Source organism: Hahella sp. NBU794, assembly GCF_050749805.1.
Lineage (GTDB): Bacteria > Pseudomonadota > Gammaproteobacteria > Pseudomonadales > Oleiphilaceae > Hahella.
Genome location: NZ_CP192738.1, coordinates 190,436 through 208,019, shown reverse-complemented (window position 1 = coordinate 208,019; position 17,584 = coordinate 190,436). Strand labels below are relative to the sequence as shown.

At 56.1% G+C, this 17,584-nt stretch carries 17 protein-coding genes; 11 read left to right on the top strand and 6 right to left on the bottom strand.

The window, feature by feature from the left end:
• The first annotated feature begins 64 nt into the window (after positions 1 to 64).
• The 5 genes from ACQYWX_RS00915 to ACQYWX_RS00895 all read left to right on the top strand — a co-directional run bounded on the left by ACQYWX_RS00915 (position 65) and on the right by ACQYWX_RS00895 (position 4,080).
• The gene (locus tag ACQYWX_RS00915; protein WP_127967930.1) at positions 65 to 1,492 is read left to right on the top strand and encodes a PLP-dependent aminotransferase family protein; all 1,428 of its coding nucleotides are present in this window, start codon (positions 65 to 67) and stop codon (positions 1,490 to 1,492) included.
• Between the two features lie 91 nt (positions 1,493 to 1,583).
• The gene (locus ACQYWX_RS00910) at positions 1,584 to 2,600 is read left to right on the top strand and encodes a YheT family hydrolase (RefSeq protein WP_216735392.1); all 1,017 of its coding nucleotides are present in this window, start codon (positions 1,584 to 1,586) and stop codon (positions 2,598 to 2,600) included.
• Between the two features lie 44 nt (positions 2,601 to 2,644).
• On the top strand, positions 2,645 to 3,007 hold the full coding sequence (locus tag ACQYWX_RS00905) for a translation initiation factor Sui1 (RefSeq protein ID WP_216735391.1): 363 nt from the start codon (positions 2,645 to 2,647) through the stop codon (positions 3,005 to 3,007).
• 102 nt (positions 3,008 to 3,109) lie between these two features.
• Positions 3,110 to 3,451, top strand: coding sequence for a ParD-like family protein (locus ACQYWX_RS00900; protein WP_431687575.1), 342 nt, complete (start codon positions 3,110 to 3,112; stop codon positions 3,449 to 3,451).
• Positions 3,452 to 3,501: 50 nt separating this feature from the next.
• Entirely contained in the window at positions 3,502 to 4,080 is a 579-nt protein-coding gene (locus ACQYWX_RS00895) for an AAA family ATPase (RefSeq protein WP_127967926.1), read from the top strand.
• Positions 4,081 to 4,096: 16 nt separating this feature from the next.
• Here ACQYWX_RS00895 and ACQYWX_RS00890 read toward each other — a convergent pair whose 3' ends face one another.
• A complete protein-coding gene (locus ACQYWX_RS00890; RefSeq protein WP_431687574.1) occupies positions 4,097 to 4,729 on the bottom strand; it encodes a flavin reductase family protein in 633 nt (210 codons plus the stop codon).
• Positions 4,730 to 4,953: 224 nt separating this feature from the next.
• Between ACQYWX_RS00890 and ACQYWX_RS00885 the strand changes: the two genes are divergently transcribed.
• The 5 genes from ACQYWX_RS00885 to ACQYWX_RS00865 all read left to right on the top strand — a co-directional run bounded on the left by ACQYWX_RS00885 (position 4,954) and on the right by ACQYWX_RS00865 (position 11,130).
• Positions 4,954 to 6,333 (top strand): imelysin family protein, encoded by a 1,380-nt coding sequence (locus ACQYWX_RS00885; RefSeq protein WP_216735388.1) that lies wholly within the window; start codon positions 4,954 to 4,956, stop codon positions 6,331 to 6,333.
• Between the two features lie 189 nt (positions 6,334 to 6,522).
• Positions 6,523 to 7,947 carry a di-heme oxidoredictase family protein gene (locus ACQYWX_RS00880; RefSeq protein ID WP_431687573.1) on the top strand — a complete coding sequence of 475 codons (1,425 nt, stop codon included), beginning with the start codon at positions 6,523 to 6,525 and terminating at the stop codon, positions 7,945 to 7,947.
• Between the two features lie 12 nt (positions 7,948 to 7,959).
• Positions 7,960 to 9,072 (top strand): imelysin family protein, encoded by a 1,113-nt coding sequence (locus ACQYWX_RS00875; RefSeq protein ID WP_431687572.1) that lies wholly within the window; start codon positions 7,960 to 7,962, stop codon positions 9,070 to 9,072.
• Position 9,073: 1 nt separating this feature from the next.
• Entirely contained in the window at positions 9,074 to 10,234 is a 1,161-nt protein-coding gene (locus ACQYWX_RS00870) for a DUF1513 domain-containing protein (protein WP_431687571.1), read from the top strand.
• A gap of 143 nt (positions 10,235 to 10,377) precedes the next feature.
• Positions 10,378 to 11,130 carry a helix-turn-helix domain-containing protein gene (locus ACQYWX_RS00865; protein WP_431687570.1) on the top strand — a complete coding sequence of 251 codons (753 nt, stop codon included), beginning with the start codon at positions 10,378 to 10,380 and terminating at the stop codon, positions 11,128 to 11,130.
• A 115-nt stretch (positions 11,131 to 11,245) separates the two neighbouring features.
• On the opposite strand, the gene ACQYWX_RS00860 is transcribed toward ACQYWX_RS00865, so the two are convergent.
• A complete protein-coding gene (locus tag ACQYWX_RS00860) occupies positions 11,246 to 11,527 on the bottom strand; it encodes a hypothetical protein (RefSeq protein ID WP_216735383.1) in 282 nt (93 codons plus the stop codon).
• 370 nt (positions 11,528 to 11,897) lie between these two features.
• On the opposite strand from ACQYWX_RS00860, the gene ACQYWX_RS00855 reads away from it, so the two are divergent.
• Entirely contained in the window at positions 11,898 to 13,550 is a 1,653-nt protein-coding gene (locus ACQYWX_RS00855) for a ricin-type beta-trefoil lectin domain protein (protein ID WP_431687569.1), read from the top strand.
• Positions 13,551 to 13,552: 2 nt separating this feature from the next.
• On the opposite strand, the gene ACQYWX_RS00850 is transcribed toward ACQYWX_RS00855, so the two are convergent.
• The 4 genes from ACQYWX_RS00850 to ACQYWX_RS00835 form a co-directional block, all read right to left on the bottom strand.
• The gene (locus ACQYWX_RS00850; RefSeq protein ID WP_216735381.1) at positions 13,553 to 14,350 is read right to left on the bottom strand and encodes a carbon-nitrogen hydrolase family protein; all 798 of its coding nucleotides are present in this window, start codon (positions 14,348 to 14,350) and stop codon (positions 13,553 to 13,555) included.
• Positions 14,351 to 14,457: 107 nt separating this feature from the next.
• On the bottom strand, positions 14,458 to 15,096 hold the full coding sequence (locus ACQYWX_RS00845; RefSeq protein WP_431687568.1) for a hypothetical protein: 639 nt from the start codon (positions 15,094 to 15,096) through the stop codon (positions 14,458 to 14,460).
• Between the two features lie 133 nt (positions 15,097 to 15,229).
• A complete protein-coding gene (locus ACQYWX_RS00840) occupies positions 15,230 to 16,153 on the bottom strand; it encodes a GGDEF domain-containing protein (RefSeq protein ID WP_431687567.1) in 924 nt (307 codons plus the stop codon).
• A 146-nt stretch (positions 16,154 to 16,299) separates the two neighbouring features.
• Positions 16,300 to 17,055: a nucleotidyltransferase domain-containing protein gene (locus tag ACQYWX_RS00835; RefSeq protein WP_431687566.1), complete on the bottom strand. Its 756-nt coding sequence runs from the start codon at positions 17,053 to 17,055 to the stop codon at positions 16,300 to 16,302.
• Positions 17,056 to 17,584 lie beyond the last annotated feature (529 nt).

Below are 17,584 nucleotides of genomic sequence, written 5' to 3'. Positions count from 1 at the left end.
GACCATAACAGATTTCCTAATTACCCTTCTGTTATGGTGTTAACCGGCTAAATCTGTACTGCTTATGGAAATGAATCTTTATGCGCGTCTGGCCGACCAGTTGGCGGATCAGATTCGCGAAGGCGTGTTCCGCGTCGGCGACAAACTCCCTTCCGTACGTCAAATGGCGAAGAAACAACAAGTCAGCATCTCCACCGTCAACACCGCGTACGGCGTTCTGGAGGATCGCGGCTGGATAGAGGCGCGTCCCAAGTCCGGCTACTACGTGCGCAAACGCAAGGAGGACCGGCTCGCCACCCCGACCCAGACTCGCCACACGCCCAAACCCCGCCCGGCGAATACCTCACAGTTGGTCATGGAAGTACAGCGCGACGCCGCCGCCCGCAAAGGGGTGAGCATGAGCGCGGCGATTCCCGCCCTGGACTTCCCTATTCTCAAGCAAGTACAGCGCACCTTCGCGCAGATGGCGCGCAGCAAGACGTTTCTGGGCATTGGCTACGACTCGCCGGAAGGCGTGCGTGAGTTTCGTCATCAGATCGCCCGCCGCGCCGTGGACGCAGGAGTTTTTATCTCCCCGGAATGCATCATCACCAGCGCCGGCTGCCAGAACGCCATGGCGTTATGCCTGCGCGTGCTGACCCAACCCGGCGATATCGTGGCGGTGGAATCCCCCTGCTATTACGGTCTGCTGCAGATGATCGAGACCTTCGGCCTCAAGGCGCTGGAGATTCCCGCTCACCCGCAAACCGGCCTGAGCCTGGAGGCGCTGCAACTGGCGCTGGAGAAATGGCCGATCAAAGTCGTGCTGACCGTCGCCACCTTCTCCAACCCCATTGGTTCGCTGATGCCCGATGAGCGCAAAGCGGAGCTGGTGAAAATTCTAGGCCGTTACGATATTCCGCTGATCGAGGACGATGTCTATGGCGACCTCTATTTTGGCGATCACCGGCCCAAGGCGGTCAAAGCCTTTGACCCGGACGGGCGGGTGCTGCTGTGTTCTTCGCTATCGAAGACCATCGACCCGCAGTTGCGTCTCGGCTGGGTGATGCCGGGCCGCTATTTCGAAGCGGTCAGTCATCGCAAATTCATCAACAGCATCGCACTGCCGACCTTGCCGCAGATGGTGATGGCGGAGGTGCTCTCCCAAGGCATGTATGACCGCCACCTGAGACAGGCGCGGGAGTGCTATCGGCAACGCTTCGCGCGGCTGTTGGACCTGGTCAACGAACACTTTCCCGAGGGCACCCGCATCTCCCGTCCCCAGGGCGGACTGGTGGCCTGGTTCGAACTGCCGCGCAAGATCGACACCACGCAACTGTATCACCGCGCCCATGCGGAAGGCGTCATGCTGGCGCCCGGCGAACTGTTCTCTATTTCGGGCCAGTACCGCCACTGCTTCCGCCTGAATTACGCCCAGGGCTGGTCGCCGGAGCGGGAGCTGGCGGTGCGTAAGATCGGCCAGTGGGTGAAAGAAGAACTACAGTCGTCCTGAACCTACCCCTGCGCAAGTCTCAGAGACGGGAGCGTTCACAGGATTTATACTGGACGCTCTCAAGACCACTCTGCAGCAGGGTATCGCCGCCATGAACGACGCCACAGACGACCGCCATAGTGAAGAAACCGCCGAATGGAAACCCCAGTTCGGCCTGCGCAACCGGCACGTTCAGTCGCTGTTCGCGTCGGTGAAACTGCGACGTCCCATGATGGCGAAACGCGCTCAGGAGGTATTGGATCGCGCCCAGCCTTACATCTTTGACTGCGCTGAAGGAGGCAAAATTCATGGCCTGCTCAGTTGTCGGGAAGACAAGCCGCGCAAGCTGGCCGTCTTGATTCATGGCTGGGAAGGCTGCGCCGATTCGCTGTATATACTCTCCCTCGCAGCGCACCTGTATAACGCCGGTTACGATATCTTCCGTCTGCATCTGCGCGATCACGGTCCCACCCATCATTTGACTGAAGAGCTGTTCCACGCCAACCGCCTGGACGAAGTCTGTGAAGCTCTCAATAAAATGCAGACGCAATTGGAGCCGGAACAGTGGTATCTGGCCGGTTTTTCTCTGGGGGGCAATTTCGCTCTAAGAGTGGCGACGAAAGTTCAGGAGTTTGGGCTTAAACTGAGCAAAGTGGCGGCGATCTCCCCCGTTCTGGAGCCGATGCACACCTTATGGGCTCTGGAGCATGGTCTGCCGATCTATCGCAGTTATTTCCGCAAGAAATGGTTACGTTCGTTGCGCAAAAAAGCGGACAACCATCCCGGGTTGATCGACTACGACGCCTTCTATGATCGTAAAAGTCTGACGGAAATGAGCGACTACTTTGTCGGCGCCCATACGCCCTACGCCAACTCCGAAGTATACTTCAAAGGCTACGCCGTCACCGGCGAGCGTATGCGCGAGATTCAGGTGGAAACCCGTCTGGTGCTGGCCGAAGACGATCCAGTGATCCCCGCGCGGGACCTGGACCACCTCAACGGCAACCCGCTACTGAAAATAGTGCGGTCTCCCTACGGCGGCCACTGCGGATTTATCGAAAATTTCAAAATGGAAAGCTGGGCGGACCGTTATATCGCCGACTTCCTGAGGGAAGATGCGCAACGCTGATCCCTCTCGCTGAATATATGATTTTGAACAGGCACGAATTACCTATGTCGAAGAAAAGCGCAAAAAACTCCGGACTGGTTTACTCCACAGAGTTTGGCCGGATGTGTCCGGATTGCGGCAAACCCGTGGACGCCTGCGTTTGCGGTCAAACCGCCGTCCCCCAGGGTGATGGCGTGGTGCGGGTCAGCCGCGAAACCGCAGGTAGAAAAGGCAAAGGCGTCACCGTTGTGAAAGGCGTGCTGCTGGCGGGCGAAGAATTAAAGAATCTCGCCAAGCATCTGAAACAGAAATGCGGCGTTGGCGGCACGGTCAAAGACGGAGTAATTGAAATTCAAGGCGATCATCGCGACCTGATCGTGGAAGAGCTGAAAAAGAAAGGGTTTACCGCCAAAAAAGCAGGAGGCTGATGGGCGTCAAAGTATGGCGACGCGCTAATCACAGCTTGATCGCATTTTGCGATTACGTCTATAATTTGTTCATTATCGACACTCAAGTTGTTGGAGCCCGCCATGCCCCAGTCCGTCCGAATCGACGACCTTCTCATTGACAGCGCCAGGCGTGAAGCCAAAGGCGCGCACCGCTCCGTCCAGGGCCAGATTGAACATTGGGCCAAAATTGGCCAGATGGTGGAGCGTTCCGGCGTTTTATCTTACGAGCGCATCCGAAGCTTCCTGTCCGGCGAGATGCCGGTAGACAACCTGAACAACGACGAGCGACTGATGGCGTCCCGCACGCTGTTCGACCAGTTTATCGACGACGACTTCAGCTCGGTGACGGACGAACTGAAAAACCGCGATGACAGTTATTACGGCAGCGAGGACGGCGAATCAATCAAGCGTTATGAGCCCTGACTGACCCGAAAGTCATTCATCATACGGAAACACAACAATAAGGACGGAGAGTGAGACGTAAACCGGTTTTATGGGTCCTCGTCGGCGGCAACGGCGCAGGCAAAAGCACTTTTTACAAGCACAAACTCGCACACCTGGACATCCCTTTCGTCAACGCCGACGAGATCGCCAAAGGTTACGCCCAGACCATTGATGACGAAGTCACCTTAAGGGCCGCGCAAGAAGCGCAAGCGCTACGCGAACAGCTCCTGCGCGAGCGACGCTCCTTCTGCATGGAAACCGTATTTTCCCACCCTTCCAAAGTGGATCTGTTGCTGTCTGCCAAGCGCCATGGCTATGAAATCACGCTGGTTTACATTCATCTGCAGCTGGAAGATCTGCACGTTAACAGAGTCTCCCAGCGCGTGCGCGCTGGCGGCCACGACGTGCCGGAAGAGCGTTTACGCCGCCGGCTGCCGAGGCTACGGGAAAACGTCAGCGCCGCCATCAATTTCGTCGACTTCGCATATTTCTTCGATAACACCAGCGCGGAAGCGCCCTATCAGTTTATCGTCAAACTGGAGCATGGCCGTCCAGTACAGTGGGGAGAGACCACGCCAGACTGGGCGCTGCGCATGATTGCGGACTAGCGTCAGCGCTCCGGCGTTACTCTATGTCTTGCAAAGGCGCGTCCGGCTTGGCGTAACTCAACCGGGCCAGACGCTGGCTGCGGTGATAGCTGTCGAGACCCGACAACGCCACAGTTTCGGCTTTTTCTATATCCACAAAACCATCCTGCATCAGACACTCTGACGGCAACTGCACCTGCAGAATTTCGCCAATCACCAGTTCGGTTCCATTAATGCTGAGATGGTGGTGTTCCCGCAACGCCATCCCCAACGAAATTTTGCTTTCTTTCACATAGGGCGCGACAAAGTCATCCCGCCATTCCTCAGTCAGTCCGACGGCGGTGAATTCCGAAACCTCTTTGGGGTAGCGGGCGGAAGTCTGGTGAGAGGGCCTGTAAATACCCTCATGCACCTGATTCAGCGTGTAATGCCCTGTTGCAAGGATATTTTCCAGCGTATGCCGTTCAACCGAATGGGGTCGAATGATCATGGCCACCAATGGCGGATGCGCCCCGATATGCGTACAGGAACTGACGATAGAGAGGTTGGTGCGCCCCTCCCGATCCACACTGCCTACAAGATTGGCGCTCTTGAACCCGGACAGGGAGTTGATAAAGGCCACCCGATACAAGTGCGGCATCGCTTCGATATCTTCACGGTTGATCAGCATACGACTCCCATTCTGCAAGTAATGACAGCGAACCAGTCACTATACGCGCATTTTCCGTTTCAGGTTCACTTCAGCCTACTGCTACAGGGGCCCCTCTGGCTTACCTGCTCCCATAGACATCAGGACATCTAACGCCGCTATCTTTCGGTGTTATTGAATAATGAAATAATAGTAACTATTATCATTTACATTCTTAGTATTATTCACTAATAGGAACCGATCCCATGATGCGCCCTTGCAAACTCGCCGCAGCTCTCGCTGTTCCGCTGTTTATGTCCGCCTGCGCCGGGCAGCAGACTTCCAGCACCAGCCAAGTTGTTGAACCGAAACAAGTTGTCGATCACTTCGCTAACATGGCTCACGCCATGTATGAAGATTCTCTGCTGGCGGCGACGCAGTTAAACAAGTCCATCGACGTATTCCTGGCCAACCCCACCCAGGCCAATCTGGATGCAGCCAAAGCCGCCTACGCACAGGCGCGGGTTCCTTATCAGCAAAGTGAAGTTCTGCGTTTTGACGTAGAGAACGGCCATGTGACGGAAGGCCTGGACGCAGATGGCGGCCTCGCCAGCATCGACGCATGGGAAGGTCAGGTTAACGCATGGCCGCTGGACGAAGCCCTGATCGACTACGTTTCCGGCTCCTATGAAGGCGAATACAACTCACCCAAGAACATCATCAACAGCACTGGCGTCTTCACCGTAGGCGGCCAGAGCGTTGACATCTCGACCATCACTCCGGAACTAATCGCGGGCATGAATGAAATTGGCGGCGCGGAAGCCAACGTCACCAGCGGCGTGCATGCAATTGAATTCCTGCTGTGGGGCCAGGATCTTAACGGTACTGGACCTGGCGCCGGCGCACGTCCCGTCAGCGATTACTTCACCAAGTCGAGCCAGGGCGCCTGCACCAGCGGCGACAAAAAATCCGACTACAAGATCTGCCAGCGTCGCGCGCAGTACCTGAAAGCCGCAGCAGACCTGCTGGTTAACGATTTACAGGCCATGGAGGCGGAGTGGACGCCTGCCGCCGGCGCGCAAAAAGGCACCCTGCGTAACGACTTCCTGACCCGCGGCGACGGCCTGCAGCGCATTCTGGACTCCATGGGCGATCTGGCTATCGGAGAACTGGCCAGCGAGCGTATGAAAGTCGCCATCCTGTTCGGCAGCACTGAAGACGAACACGACTGCTTTAGCGATCTGACTCACATCGCTATCTACAACAACGCGATGGGCGTCGTGGACGCTTACCGCGGCAGCTATACCCGCCTTGACGGCAGCGTGGTCAGCGGACCCAGTCTGGCGGATCTGGTGGCGCATCAAAACCCTGTGCTCAAACAGCAGATGGATGAGCACATGAATCTGATCGAGAGCCGCATGCGCGCTATCGTCGACAAAGCGGAAGCGAAGTCCGGCGGGAAGAAGTTCGACCAGTTGGTCGGCGGCAGCGCAGAAGACAAAAAACTGGTGCTGGACGCCGCTGCGGCGCTGGTTAGCCTGGAAGAACCTTTGAGCGAAGGCGTGTCCAAAGTGCTGGCTCTGAGCCTGCAGGAATTCGACGCCGGCACCTGTCCGACTGAAAACGTGGGCGACTGCGAATCCTGATCCTGATATAAATCACGGCGGTCGGGCGAAAATCGGGTAAAATCCCTGGCCGACCGCCGTAATCTCTGAATAATTAGCTGTGATGAAATAATGAAAAAATCGGGACCAACACCCTTTTACCCACACCCATTATCTAAACTCCCCGGGAAGCGCCAAGGCGCTTTTTTTGCGTTTATACAGGGCGCTTTTTTGATCACCGCGTCCTCCTGCGCCGCTGCGGTGGAATACGATCTCGCCACCCAGAAGCAGTCCGGCGGAGACACGACCGTTCCGGCGACGCACGCCGGCGCATTCAGTTTGAACTCCGCCAACATGAGCTCCCGCCGCAAAGGCGACTTCCTGATTGGCAACGACTTTTTTGAAGACCCCTGGGTCATCGCGCCGGCGACTACCGATCTGCGCGACGGTCTGGGACCGCTGTTTAACGTCAGCGCCTGCCAAAGCTGTCACTTCAATGACGGTCGCGGCCATGCTCCCGCCAACGCTGCGGATGACGCAGATAGCCTGTTGATCCGTTTGAGCCGACCGGCGCGTAACGCTGAAGAGCAGGCGTTATTGGACAAACCCGACGTGGCCAATCTGGGCGATCCGGTTTACGGCGGTCAGTTGCAGGACCGAGCCATTCCCGGAGTGTCGCCGGAAGCCCATATTGAGGTCAGCTACAACGAAGAGACCGTCAGCTTCGCCGACGGCTTCAAGGTCAGTCTGCGACGGCCGCAGTGGCGTCTGCGCAACTGGGCCTATGGCGATCCTGCGGACGACCTGACATTGTCATTACGAGTGGCGCCGCCGGTAATCGGTCTGGGCCTGCTGGAAGCTATTCCCCAGGCGGATATCGAAGCTCTGGCGGACCCGCAGGACAGCAACCATGACGGCGTATCCGGGCGCACCAATCAGGTTTGGGACGTAGAGCAAAAAGCGCAAACGCTTGGCCGCTTCGGCTGGAAAGCCGGACAACCCACCGTCAAACAGCAGACGGCCGGCGCCTTCAATGGCGACATGGGCCTCACGTCCTCCCTGTTTACCACAGACCATTGCACAGACGCCCAAAGCGCGTGCAAAAAGGCACCCAATGGCGCGGATGAAAACGGCATTGAAATTCGCGACGACATCCTCGATTTCGTCGCCTTTTACGGCCGCAATCTGGCGGTTCCCGCACGTCGTAACATTGAGGACAGCGTCGTACAAACAGGCCACCGTCTGTTTCGAGAGGCCGGCTGCAACGCCTGTCACAACGAGTCTTTCGTCACTGCGAAGCTGGGCAAAGATCATATCGAACAATCCGAGCAGACTATTTTCCCTTACACGGACATGCTGCTCCACGATATGGGCCCGGATCTGGCGGATCTGAAACTGAACGGTTCTCCCGCGCCTGCGGACGAAGTGGTGGAGCATGACGCCACCGCAACGGAATGGCGCACGCCGCCGCTTTGGGGCATAGGGTTGAGCCAGGTCGTCAATCCACAGGCGACATATCTGCATGACGGACGCGCGCGCAGCTTGCTGGAAGCCGTGCTTTGGCACGGCGGCGAGGCGCAGCAATCACGGGATAAAGTGCTGGCGTTTAAAGCGGATGATCGTGATGCGCTGGTGAAGTTTTTGGAATCTCTGTAGAGGAGTCCGCTTTTGAATTCTAAATCGACAAGTCTATTCAGACTGTTCCGCGCTGGCGTCCTGACGGCGTCCGCGCTGTCGCTGTCCTCAATGGCGGCGGGAGAAAGCTTTGAGAAGGAATACCTGCAGATTCTAAAGCAGGCCAGAAACAATATGATCGTTCCCGCCCACCAAGAGCTCAGCGCCAGAGTCCAGACGCTCAAAACCAAAGCGTCCGCTCTGTGCGAAGCGACGAACACGCAGTCTCTTGAGCAAGCGCAACAGGCATGGCGCGATGTTATGCAAACCTGGATGAGCGTATCGCTCATTCAGTTCGGTCCACTCCAGGAGCAGGACCGCCGCCTGCGTATGCAAAGCTGGCCTATCCGGGAAAAGTTGCTGGAGCGCGCTGTAGAAGGGCTGGCGTCTGGACCAGACCCGCTGCAGGACGCCATCAACAACGGCAGTATCGCTATCCAGGGATTGCCTGCAGTTGAATACCTGCTGTTCGGCAAAGACGCCCTGAATAAACTGCAGTCCGCCGATCACGGCGCGCGCCGCTGTCAGGCCCTGACTGCGATCGCCGACCACAGCGTTACGCTGGCGACGGAGCTGGAAAAGGAATGGACAGACGGCTTCGGCGATAATTTCGAAAATCCCTTTGAAGCCGATGGCGATCTCAGCGTGCCTCAGGAAGGCGTTGATGAGTATCTGAACGGGCTCATGACCGGCATCCAGCAAATCACCGCCAACAAAGTGGCGGCGCCGCTGGGTCTGGAAGGTCGCGCCGCCAAATTGAAAGCGCTGGAGTCCTTCCACAGTCGCAACTCCATCGCCAATATCCGCCACAATCTCAGTGCGCTGAGACGCTTTTATATGGGCGGCGACAGTTATGGCTTTGACGACTTCCTGCTCTCCCGCGATAACGCCGCCATGCATAAAAAAGTCACCGGACTGCTGGATGAGGTTGATGCGCAACTGGCGCAGATCGACTTCGCTCTGGAAGACGCCGTGAATGACGCGGAAAAAACCGCCAAGGTTAAAAAGCTGCATGAAGCCCTCCGCCAATTGCAGGCGACCGTGGAAAAAGAACTGTTTCCTGCTATCGGCGTCACCCGGGATTTCAACAGCGAGGATGGGGACTGATATGCGCACCAAACCCAATCACCACTCCCAACTTACCTTAACCCGTCGGCAACTGGCTCGCGGACTGGCGCTCGGCGGACTGGCTATGGCTGTCCCTGGCTGGGCCTTCGCCGCCAAACAGTCGACCAGCGGCAGCGCCGCTGCAGGCGCGCTGTTTTCATCCGTGAATGGCGCTGGCGGCGACTCCCATCTGATATTGTGGAGTCTGCAAGGCGACGTTCTGATGGAGCACGCCCTACCCGGACGCGGGCACGGCGTGGCGCGCCATCCCTCCGGCGAGGAGTTCGTCCTGGTCGGCCGTCGTCCCGCCCGCTTTGCGGCGGTAGTCCGCCGTCAGGCGAATGGCGAACCCAGCTATGAAGAGTTCTCCAGCGCGGAAGGCAGACATTTCTTCGGTCACGCCTGCTACTCCCGCGATGGTCGCTATCTCTACACCACGGAAAACGATTACGCCAGCGGCCGCGGCGTCATTGGCGTTCGCGACGCCCAGGACGGCTACCGTCAGTTGGGTGAGTGGTCCAGCGGCGGCGTCGGACCGCACGAGCTGCGTTTATCCGCAGACGGCAAAGCCCTGGTAGTGGCCAATGGCGGCATCCTGACACACCCGGATAATCCACGGGAAAAAATGAATCCTGACGCCATGGAGCCTTCACTGGCTTATATCGACATCGCCAGCGGAGCGTTATTGGAACGCTGGGAGCTGGAAAATAAAAAGCTCAGCATTCGCCATTTGGACGTGGCCGACGACGGCACAGTCTGCTTCGGCTGCCAGTACGAAGGCCCTCCCACGGATACGCCACCGCTGGTCTACATGCACAAGTCCGGTTCGCCAATTCAGGCCGCGTCGGCTGAATACAGTCTGTGGCGCAGCCTGAAGAATTACACCGGCAGCGTGGTGATCAATTCACAGCTGCGCGTGGTGGGCATCACCTCTCCCAGAGGGGACTCCATCACCTTATGGAGCCTGGACGCACATAAATGCGTTGGGAAGATCAACCTGCCGGATGTCTGCGGACTCTCGTTGACGCCTGACGGCAAAGAATTCCTGGCCAGCAGCGGCGAAGGGGAAGTCATCCGCGTCGACCCGACAACGATGAAAGTTGAACAGCATTGGTCTGTCGCCGGCACCCGCTGGGATAACCACATGACGCTGGCGGGCTAGCCCCGCAAGCCGTCAGCGCTTTTATTCCGCCAGGGTCAGCACGACCCTGGCGCGTTCAGGCAGGGCCCAATCTTCCTCCTCTCTCGACGTCACCCTGTGACAGGGCTATTATTTGGGTCCGCTGTCCCCCCGGAAGGATTGTTATGCCGCAGACCATCGCTTTGATCGACACTCTCAAACGCACCCTCAAAGCCCAAGGGAAAACCTACGCTGACGTCGCCGCCGCGTTGGAGTTATCGGAGGCCAGCGTCAAGCGCTTATTCTCCGAACGCAGCTTTTCGCTGCAGCGGCTGGACCGGGTTTGCGAGTTCCTCGGTATCGAAATATCCGATCTGGTGCGCAGTATGGAAAACAGTTCTGGAGAAATTACGGAACTGACGGAGGAGCAGGAAAAGGACCTGGCCGGCGATATCAATCTGTTGCTCACCGCGCAACTACTGCTGAATAAATGGACCTTCAAGGAAATCATCAGCACCTATCAGATCGAAGAACTGGAAGGCGTGCGTCTACTGGCCAAGCTGGACCGTATGAAGCTGATTGAATTATTGCCGGGCAACCGGGTGAAATTGAAAATCTCCCGACATTTCTCCTGGCGCCCTCATGGCCCCATCCAGCAATTCTTTGAGCAACAAGTGCAAAACGAATTTCTGCAATCGCGCTTCAACAAGAATGGAGAAAGCCGTCTTTTCCTGAGTGGAATGCTGTCACGACGTTCGAACGCGGAAATTCAGCGTCGCATGCAACGTCTGGCGGCGGAGTTTCACGCCTTGGTGGCGGAGGATGAAGCCATCCCGCTGAACGATAAATTTGGCACCGCCTTCGTCATGGCGATACGACCCTGGGAACCGCAATCTTTCACCAAGTTGCGCCGCGAACCCTCTACGAAGAAGTTCTGATTCAATAATGAAGAAGGGACCAACGACTCCTTGCCGCCAGTCCCTGTCTCTCACGAGCACATACTCGAATCCTTTGTCCACCTGAGAAGGAGATCATAGGGAACAAAGGCTATTTTCAGTCGTTTCCGACTTGTTCCCATTTGCGTTGGTGGGCATTAGGATATTCGCTGCTCCTTCTGTTTTCATAGCGCATGCTACGCATGTCTTGAGATTGAGGACCCGCGGCGGTTGCTTCACCTTTTTCGATATAATACTCCGCGATCATCTCGTCCATATTTTGAACTTCAAGATTTTCCGCTCTGGTGTTAGCGATGCTTCCATCACTGGCCAGAACAAAAGAGCTGGACACCGCTAGCGCTAAACCAGCGATAAAGCCTACTGATTGTTTAGTACTCATACGTCACCTCCTCAGTTTTTTGGGAGTATTGTTGTTCCTGCTGCGCCAAAAATTACGGTCTCTTTTTCAGTTTGGACCATAAATTCCGCTAGTTGGCGCCCGCAAACTGGTTAATTTTTGTTCACAAAAAAGCGGCGGCCTGCGTACGTATTTGTAACAATGTGTGGCATAGCGGATGCATAGTCATACAGACCAAATACCGCTCAATTTGTGACCCGCCAAGCATTTCAAGCCCATTGCATTGGAAGAAAATAGAACACTTTGTAACCTTATCTTTGTATCCGCACAGTTAAAGCCTGTACCTGAGTTGTAACCTGAGCTGGATATAAAAAGCCCCTGGCAAAATAACGATAAGATAGGGATACCTCTCATGAAAAAACTCGCATACGCCGCAGTGATAGCGGCGGTCGCGTCTTCGGTCTGCGCGAACGAGATTGAAGACTTCCGCAACAGCTGGACTTACCGCGCCCTAACGCACCAACGCACCCTGGACCTGGGAGAACCACTGGGCCGCACTAACTTTCCTTATACACATAACAGTTATAACTCCTCCGCCTACGCCAACCTGGGCAGCTACTGGGACCCCAACCACATTTACAGTCTGGTGGATCAGCTGGATATGGGCATCCGCGCTCTGGAGCTGGACATTCATTACACCTACGGCGACCTGAAGCTATGTCACGGAACCAATGAACACACTGGCTGCTCCGCTTTTGACCGCCGTTTTGAGGACGGCCTGAAAGAGGTCGCTACCTGGTTGCGACAGGACGGTAATCGCGGTGAAGTATTGATCATCTATCTCGAAGAACATGTGGACGGCCGCTACGATGACGCCGTGGCGGCGCTGAACCGGCAGATGGGAGACTTGATATACAAGCCGGGCAATTGCGCCACGCTGCCCATGAACATCAGCAAAGCGGACATTCTCAACAGCGGCGGGCAAGTGCTGCTGATCGGCGGTAATTGCGGCTCGGACGCCTGGGCGCAGACGGTCTACAACTATGGCTTTCCCACCGATAATGACCATTTCCATCCCTACCCGGAATGCCGCACGGACAAATACGATGTGAATTTCGTGCAGAATAATCTGGTTCGCATCTTTGAGGACAGCACCCGCCTATCCGATGTATTCGGCGACCCGCCACAGCCGATCACTCCGGAATTAATGGCGCAGGCCGCGCGCTGCAGCCTGGGCATCGTCGGTCTTGATCAGCTGAAAGCCTTTGACGAACGCATGACCGCCGCAGTATGGAGTTGGGACCAGAATGAGCCCAACAACGCCAATAACAACGAGCATTGCGCCGAGCAATGGGGCAACGGCCGCTTCAATGACGCCGCCTGCAGCAACGTGCGTCCTTTCGCCTGTTACAGCAAAATCAGCGACGCCTGGGCGGTTACGCAGAGCAATGCAATCTGGGAACAGGGCGAGTTCTTCTGCCAACAGGAGTTCGGCGGCGATTATCGCTTCGCCACACCGAAAAACGGCTACCAGAACCAAATGCTGCAGAACGCCAAGGCGGCAATGGGCTACGCCAATGTGTGGCTGAATTATTCTGACTTGGCGCAAGAAGGGATCTGGTCGCCGGGCGATCAGCCTGCGGTCACCCTGCCGGGAGACGATGGCGCCGTAGTGTGGCGCAAGCTGCGCAATGACAAAGGCAAATGCCTGGACCTCGAAGGCCGCGAAACCCATAACGGCGTGGAGATCCATCAATGGTCCTGTCACGGCGTCGATAGTCAGCTATGGTGGCGGGATCAATACGGCATGATCCACGCCAAATCGGCGCCGGACAAGTGCATCGACGTGTCCGGCGCCGGTACTGAGAAAGGAACCCGCATCGTGCTGTGGAGTTGCCACGGCGGGTCCAATCAGGTTTGGCTGCGAGGGCCCAGCAACAGCTTCCGCATCTCCAACGCCACAAACATGGCGCTGGACATCAAAGACCCGTTCTGGGGCGATGGCCAGCGCGCGCATTTGTGGGAGTATCACGGCGGCAAGTCACAGCGCTGGAGCTGGGACTGACCTCAGGCCTCCTCCAGATCCCGTTCAGGGGCGTAGCGCCGGGCGTTGATCCCGGTGGCGTCCCTGACGTCGATATTAATCACCAACGCACCCACTTCCGCATAAGGTTGATAGGCCACACAAGCGCCATCAGGCGCGATCAATGTGGTGGCGGAGCCCTGAAAGTCCATGGCGTAGTTGACGCTGGCGAAAAAAACCGTGTTTTCGATAGCGCGACATTGCATGGCCCGCTCGTAGAACGGGTTTTCCAGCTTTCCCCATTGCGTCAGCTTCACTCCTTTGAAATGACTGCCCGTAAAATGGGGATGAAAGACGATCTTGGCGCCGCGACTGGCCGCCCATCGCACCGTTTCAGGACAACGCCACCCTTCATGGCTGATCACAATGCCGAACTTTACGCCATCCGCGTCAAACAGCTGGCGCCGGGACCCCGGGATGAAATAGGCCTCTTCCCCCTGCTCCAGATGATTCTTCGTCTGCCGTCCCAACAGCACGCCGCGGCGATCCACGACAAAGGCGACATTGCGACGCCCTTCTGGAGTTGGCCACTCCATGGGAAGTATGATGTTTGTGGAGGTTTTACGCGCCAGATCGCAAATTCGGTCCAGCGCTGACTGCATTTTCCTTGGCGAGCAGTTTTCAACTTTGAAGTCCATGCCTCGAATTCCCGGCACATAAGCTTCTGGAAAACATATCAGGTCCACCTTCGACAGGGTCGCCTCCGTGACCAGACGGTCCACCCACTGCAGCGCATTATCGACAGACTTCGGGATCGGCGGAGATGCCAATGCAATTTTCATATATCAATCCTTTTGTATGCGTACGTCCTTTTTTATAAACCCGTCAACGCGCATCCACGCACGTCACGAGCTGTGTACAGCTTGGCGGTGTAAATCAACTGCGAAGGTTACTGCAACGGCTTTAAAACCACATTAAAGACGCCGACCTGAATGCCTTTCCGATCAATCGAGAAGTCCAACCATCGACAGCGGTCCGGGTTACGATCAACCACATCCGTTAACGCCTGAGCGCCGCCCTGATCCTCACGCCAATAGCTTTGCGTCGTCAGGGTGCGATATCCCGGCGCGCTGAACTTCCAATGGATATGCCTGCGACGCCCCCCATAGGTTCCCGGGACAATACTGTGGAACGTATAGCGGCCCATGGCGTCGGTATAACCCACGCCACGCAGGTTCACTGCATCCAGAGAATACTCACTGACGTCGCCGTCGCCCGCAGGGTGATAACGACCATCGCCGTCAGCGTGCCAGATCTCGACGCGCGCCTCCGGCAAAGGAAGATCGCCCAGTGGGCCTCCTAGCACTTCTCCCTCTACTCTCATCAAGCGACCAGGAAGATTGCGGTAGTTAATATAGGCGGTTTCTCTCGCGTTGCGCACATAAAAGGGGCCTTCCGGCGCCGCCTGCGTGACGCTGCAAGAATCGCTATCAAGATCATCCGCGCGCGCTCCATGCAAGGGCCACAACGACGCTCCCAGCACAAGCTTGAGAAAGACGCGTCTGTACAGCGTAGTCCCGGCGTTCATGTGACGTCCTCCATGGCCGCAAGTGAAAGGCAAGTTGGATAAAGGTCGTCTTATCCGTTCAACCAGCAGTTAATCCAAGTATAGTTCGCGACGACGCGCAAATGCGAAAGGAGAGTTTAAAACAAGCCCCCCGTCAGGCGGCGGCTTCATGGTTCTTGGAGGCGGCGACGCGATTGCGCCCGCCTTTTATGGCCCGATACAGGGCGTGGGTGGCCCGTTTGATAGTGTCATGCAGGTCTTCATTGCGAATGAGTTGGGCGCAGCCGATGCTGACGCTGTAGCGCACGTCGTAGCTGGTGGGTTTGCATTGCTCAAACAGTTGCCGGATGCGCTCCGCGACCACCACCGCGCCATTGAGGTCGGTAGAAGGCAACCCAATCACAAACTTTTCGCCGCCGTAGCGTCCCAGAATATCCACCTCACGAATTACGTTCTTGATGGTTTCCGCCAGGAATATCAACGCTTCATCCCCCGCTTCCGGCCCGAAGTTGTCGTTGATCCAGATAAAGTGGTCGCCATCCAGCACAAGAAAACTGAACTCCTCCTTGTAGCGACGACAATGCTTCACCATCTGCGTGCAGCGCTCTTCCGCAAATCGCCAGTTCAATACTTTGGTGACGGGGTCATACATAATCAGCTCTTTCACCCGTTCCGCGAAAATACGGGTTTTCCAGATGTAATATCCGAGCACGACAAGACTAGCCAGTAACAGCAATACCGGGATAGTGCGCAGAATCGCCGTCAAGACGAACGTGGACACGGGATTGCGGCGAGCCAGCCAGAGTTGGCCGCCCGGCAAAGGCGTAACGTAGACGACATCGCCATCAAATGTGCGGTGTTGCGGCTCGGTAGTGAAGATATCCGGCGGCAGTCCCTGAGGTTGCGAAGGAGACACCAGCGTCTGCGCATCTGGATCGGGATTAAGCCCCAGCCATTCGACTTCCGCTGAGCGCCGATGATACCAATACGCCAGTATGGTCAGAATCGTCAACGCCAGGACGACGCCTCCCACAGCGAGCTTGTTGAGTTGCCTCTTGTTATTGCTATCTGTTTGCACCCACCGTTTCTCAACTGCTAAATGGCTCAGATTTAAAGAGAATTCTGATGAAAGTATAGCCGAAATGCGCGCTGCGCCAATGCTTCGCAGTCACAGAACAGTGTGTGGAGGGAAAGGCCGGAAAACTCCGGCCCTAATTGTAGAGGCTAAGCGGCGTTTAGCATCTGCATGAAAAATCGATCCATGGTTTCAAGATCGAGCTTGTCCACAGGTTCAAAACGCACTGTCTCCAACGCCTCAAACTGAGCATCCGCAAAGCAGTCTATCGCTAAGGCAGGTCTGATAACTTCCTTTTCATTCCCCATCGCCTTGCGCTCCAGCAATGCATCAACTTCCGTCACTATCGGACCGCCGCCCAGCATGCGCGCCTTCAATTCATAGAAGCGCACTGGTGGAGGCGTCCGATGTTCCGCCACCCACATCGCCGCCAGCAACGTGCGCAGCATATAGGCATAGCGCTTGGCGTTGACCTCGCCCGCCGCCAGCCTCTCGCGCTCATTACGCGCCATGGAGAAGTAGTGATAAAACAAGGATGCTGGACGCGCGGACAGCGACGCCAGATACTTCATTTGCGCAAGGAACACTACGTCCCGACTATATACAATTGGCGAGTTAAGCCATTCCTGCAGCGTCGCCGAACCGCTGCGTAACAGCGTCAAAGCCTTGCTGATATCCCAGCCGCTGACATCTAGTTCATCATCTATCGGGAGCTCAATCACATCCCGCCGCTTGCCTAACGATAAATAGTGGGACAGTGAGCGCTGATAGATAAATCTAACGTCATAATCACTATCCCGGGAAGCGAATCCCCAGGCCTGGCTGCCTGATTCACACGCGTAAAGCACCTTCACATCGTGCTCCCACTCGATCCGCTCCAGGGTTTCCTGTATCCGCTTTTCCATTGTCGCCACTCCTATTGTTACTTCTAATATGGTGGACGCGGTGGGACTCGAACCCACAATAACCAAAACTTCAGGCATTACTCCGAAGCGGTATTGACCTACAACGCGCGCCAGTCGCGAACCCCACAACGAGCCCGGACCTGCATCCTCAAATTTCGTCAATACGCCAAATGGTCTCGGTATTACCCTTCACCGGCTGCCTTAATCGTTTGCCGGCGGCTCGCCTTTTCGCCTTCGCGCCCTTTCTTCTCACCCTTCACAGAACAAAGATCGCGCCAATATTTTTAGAGCGGCGAATATTTTTTTATGTTTATGTTTTAAAAGCATTTATCTGAATTTTATTGCACGCGAAGCATGTAAGAGATCAATCCCAAAGTGAGAATATGTTATCAAATTGAATAGCTAATTATCTTTTTTGATCAGGTTATTTATTGCACAATTCGGCAACCTAAACGCCAAATTCTCCATGCACAACTATGGGAATTACTTATGCAGATTTATATACGGTTGTTATTTAATGGCGCAGCCT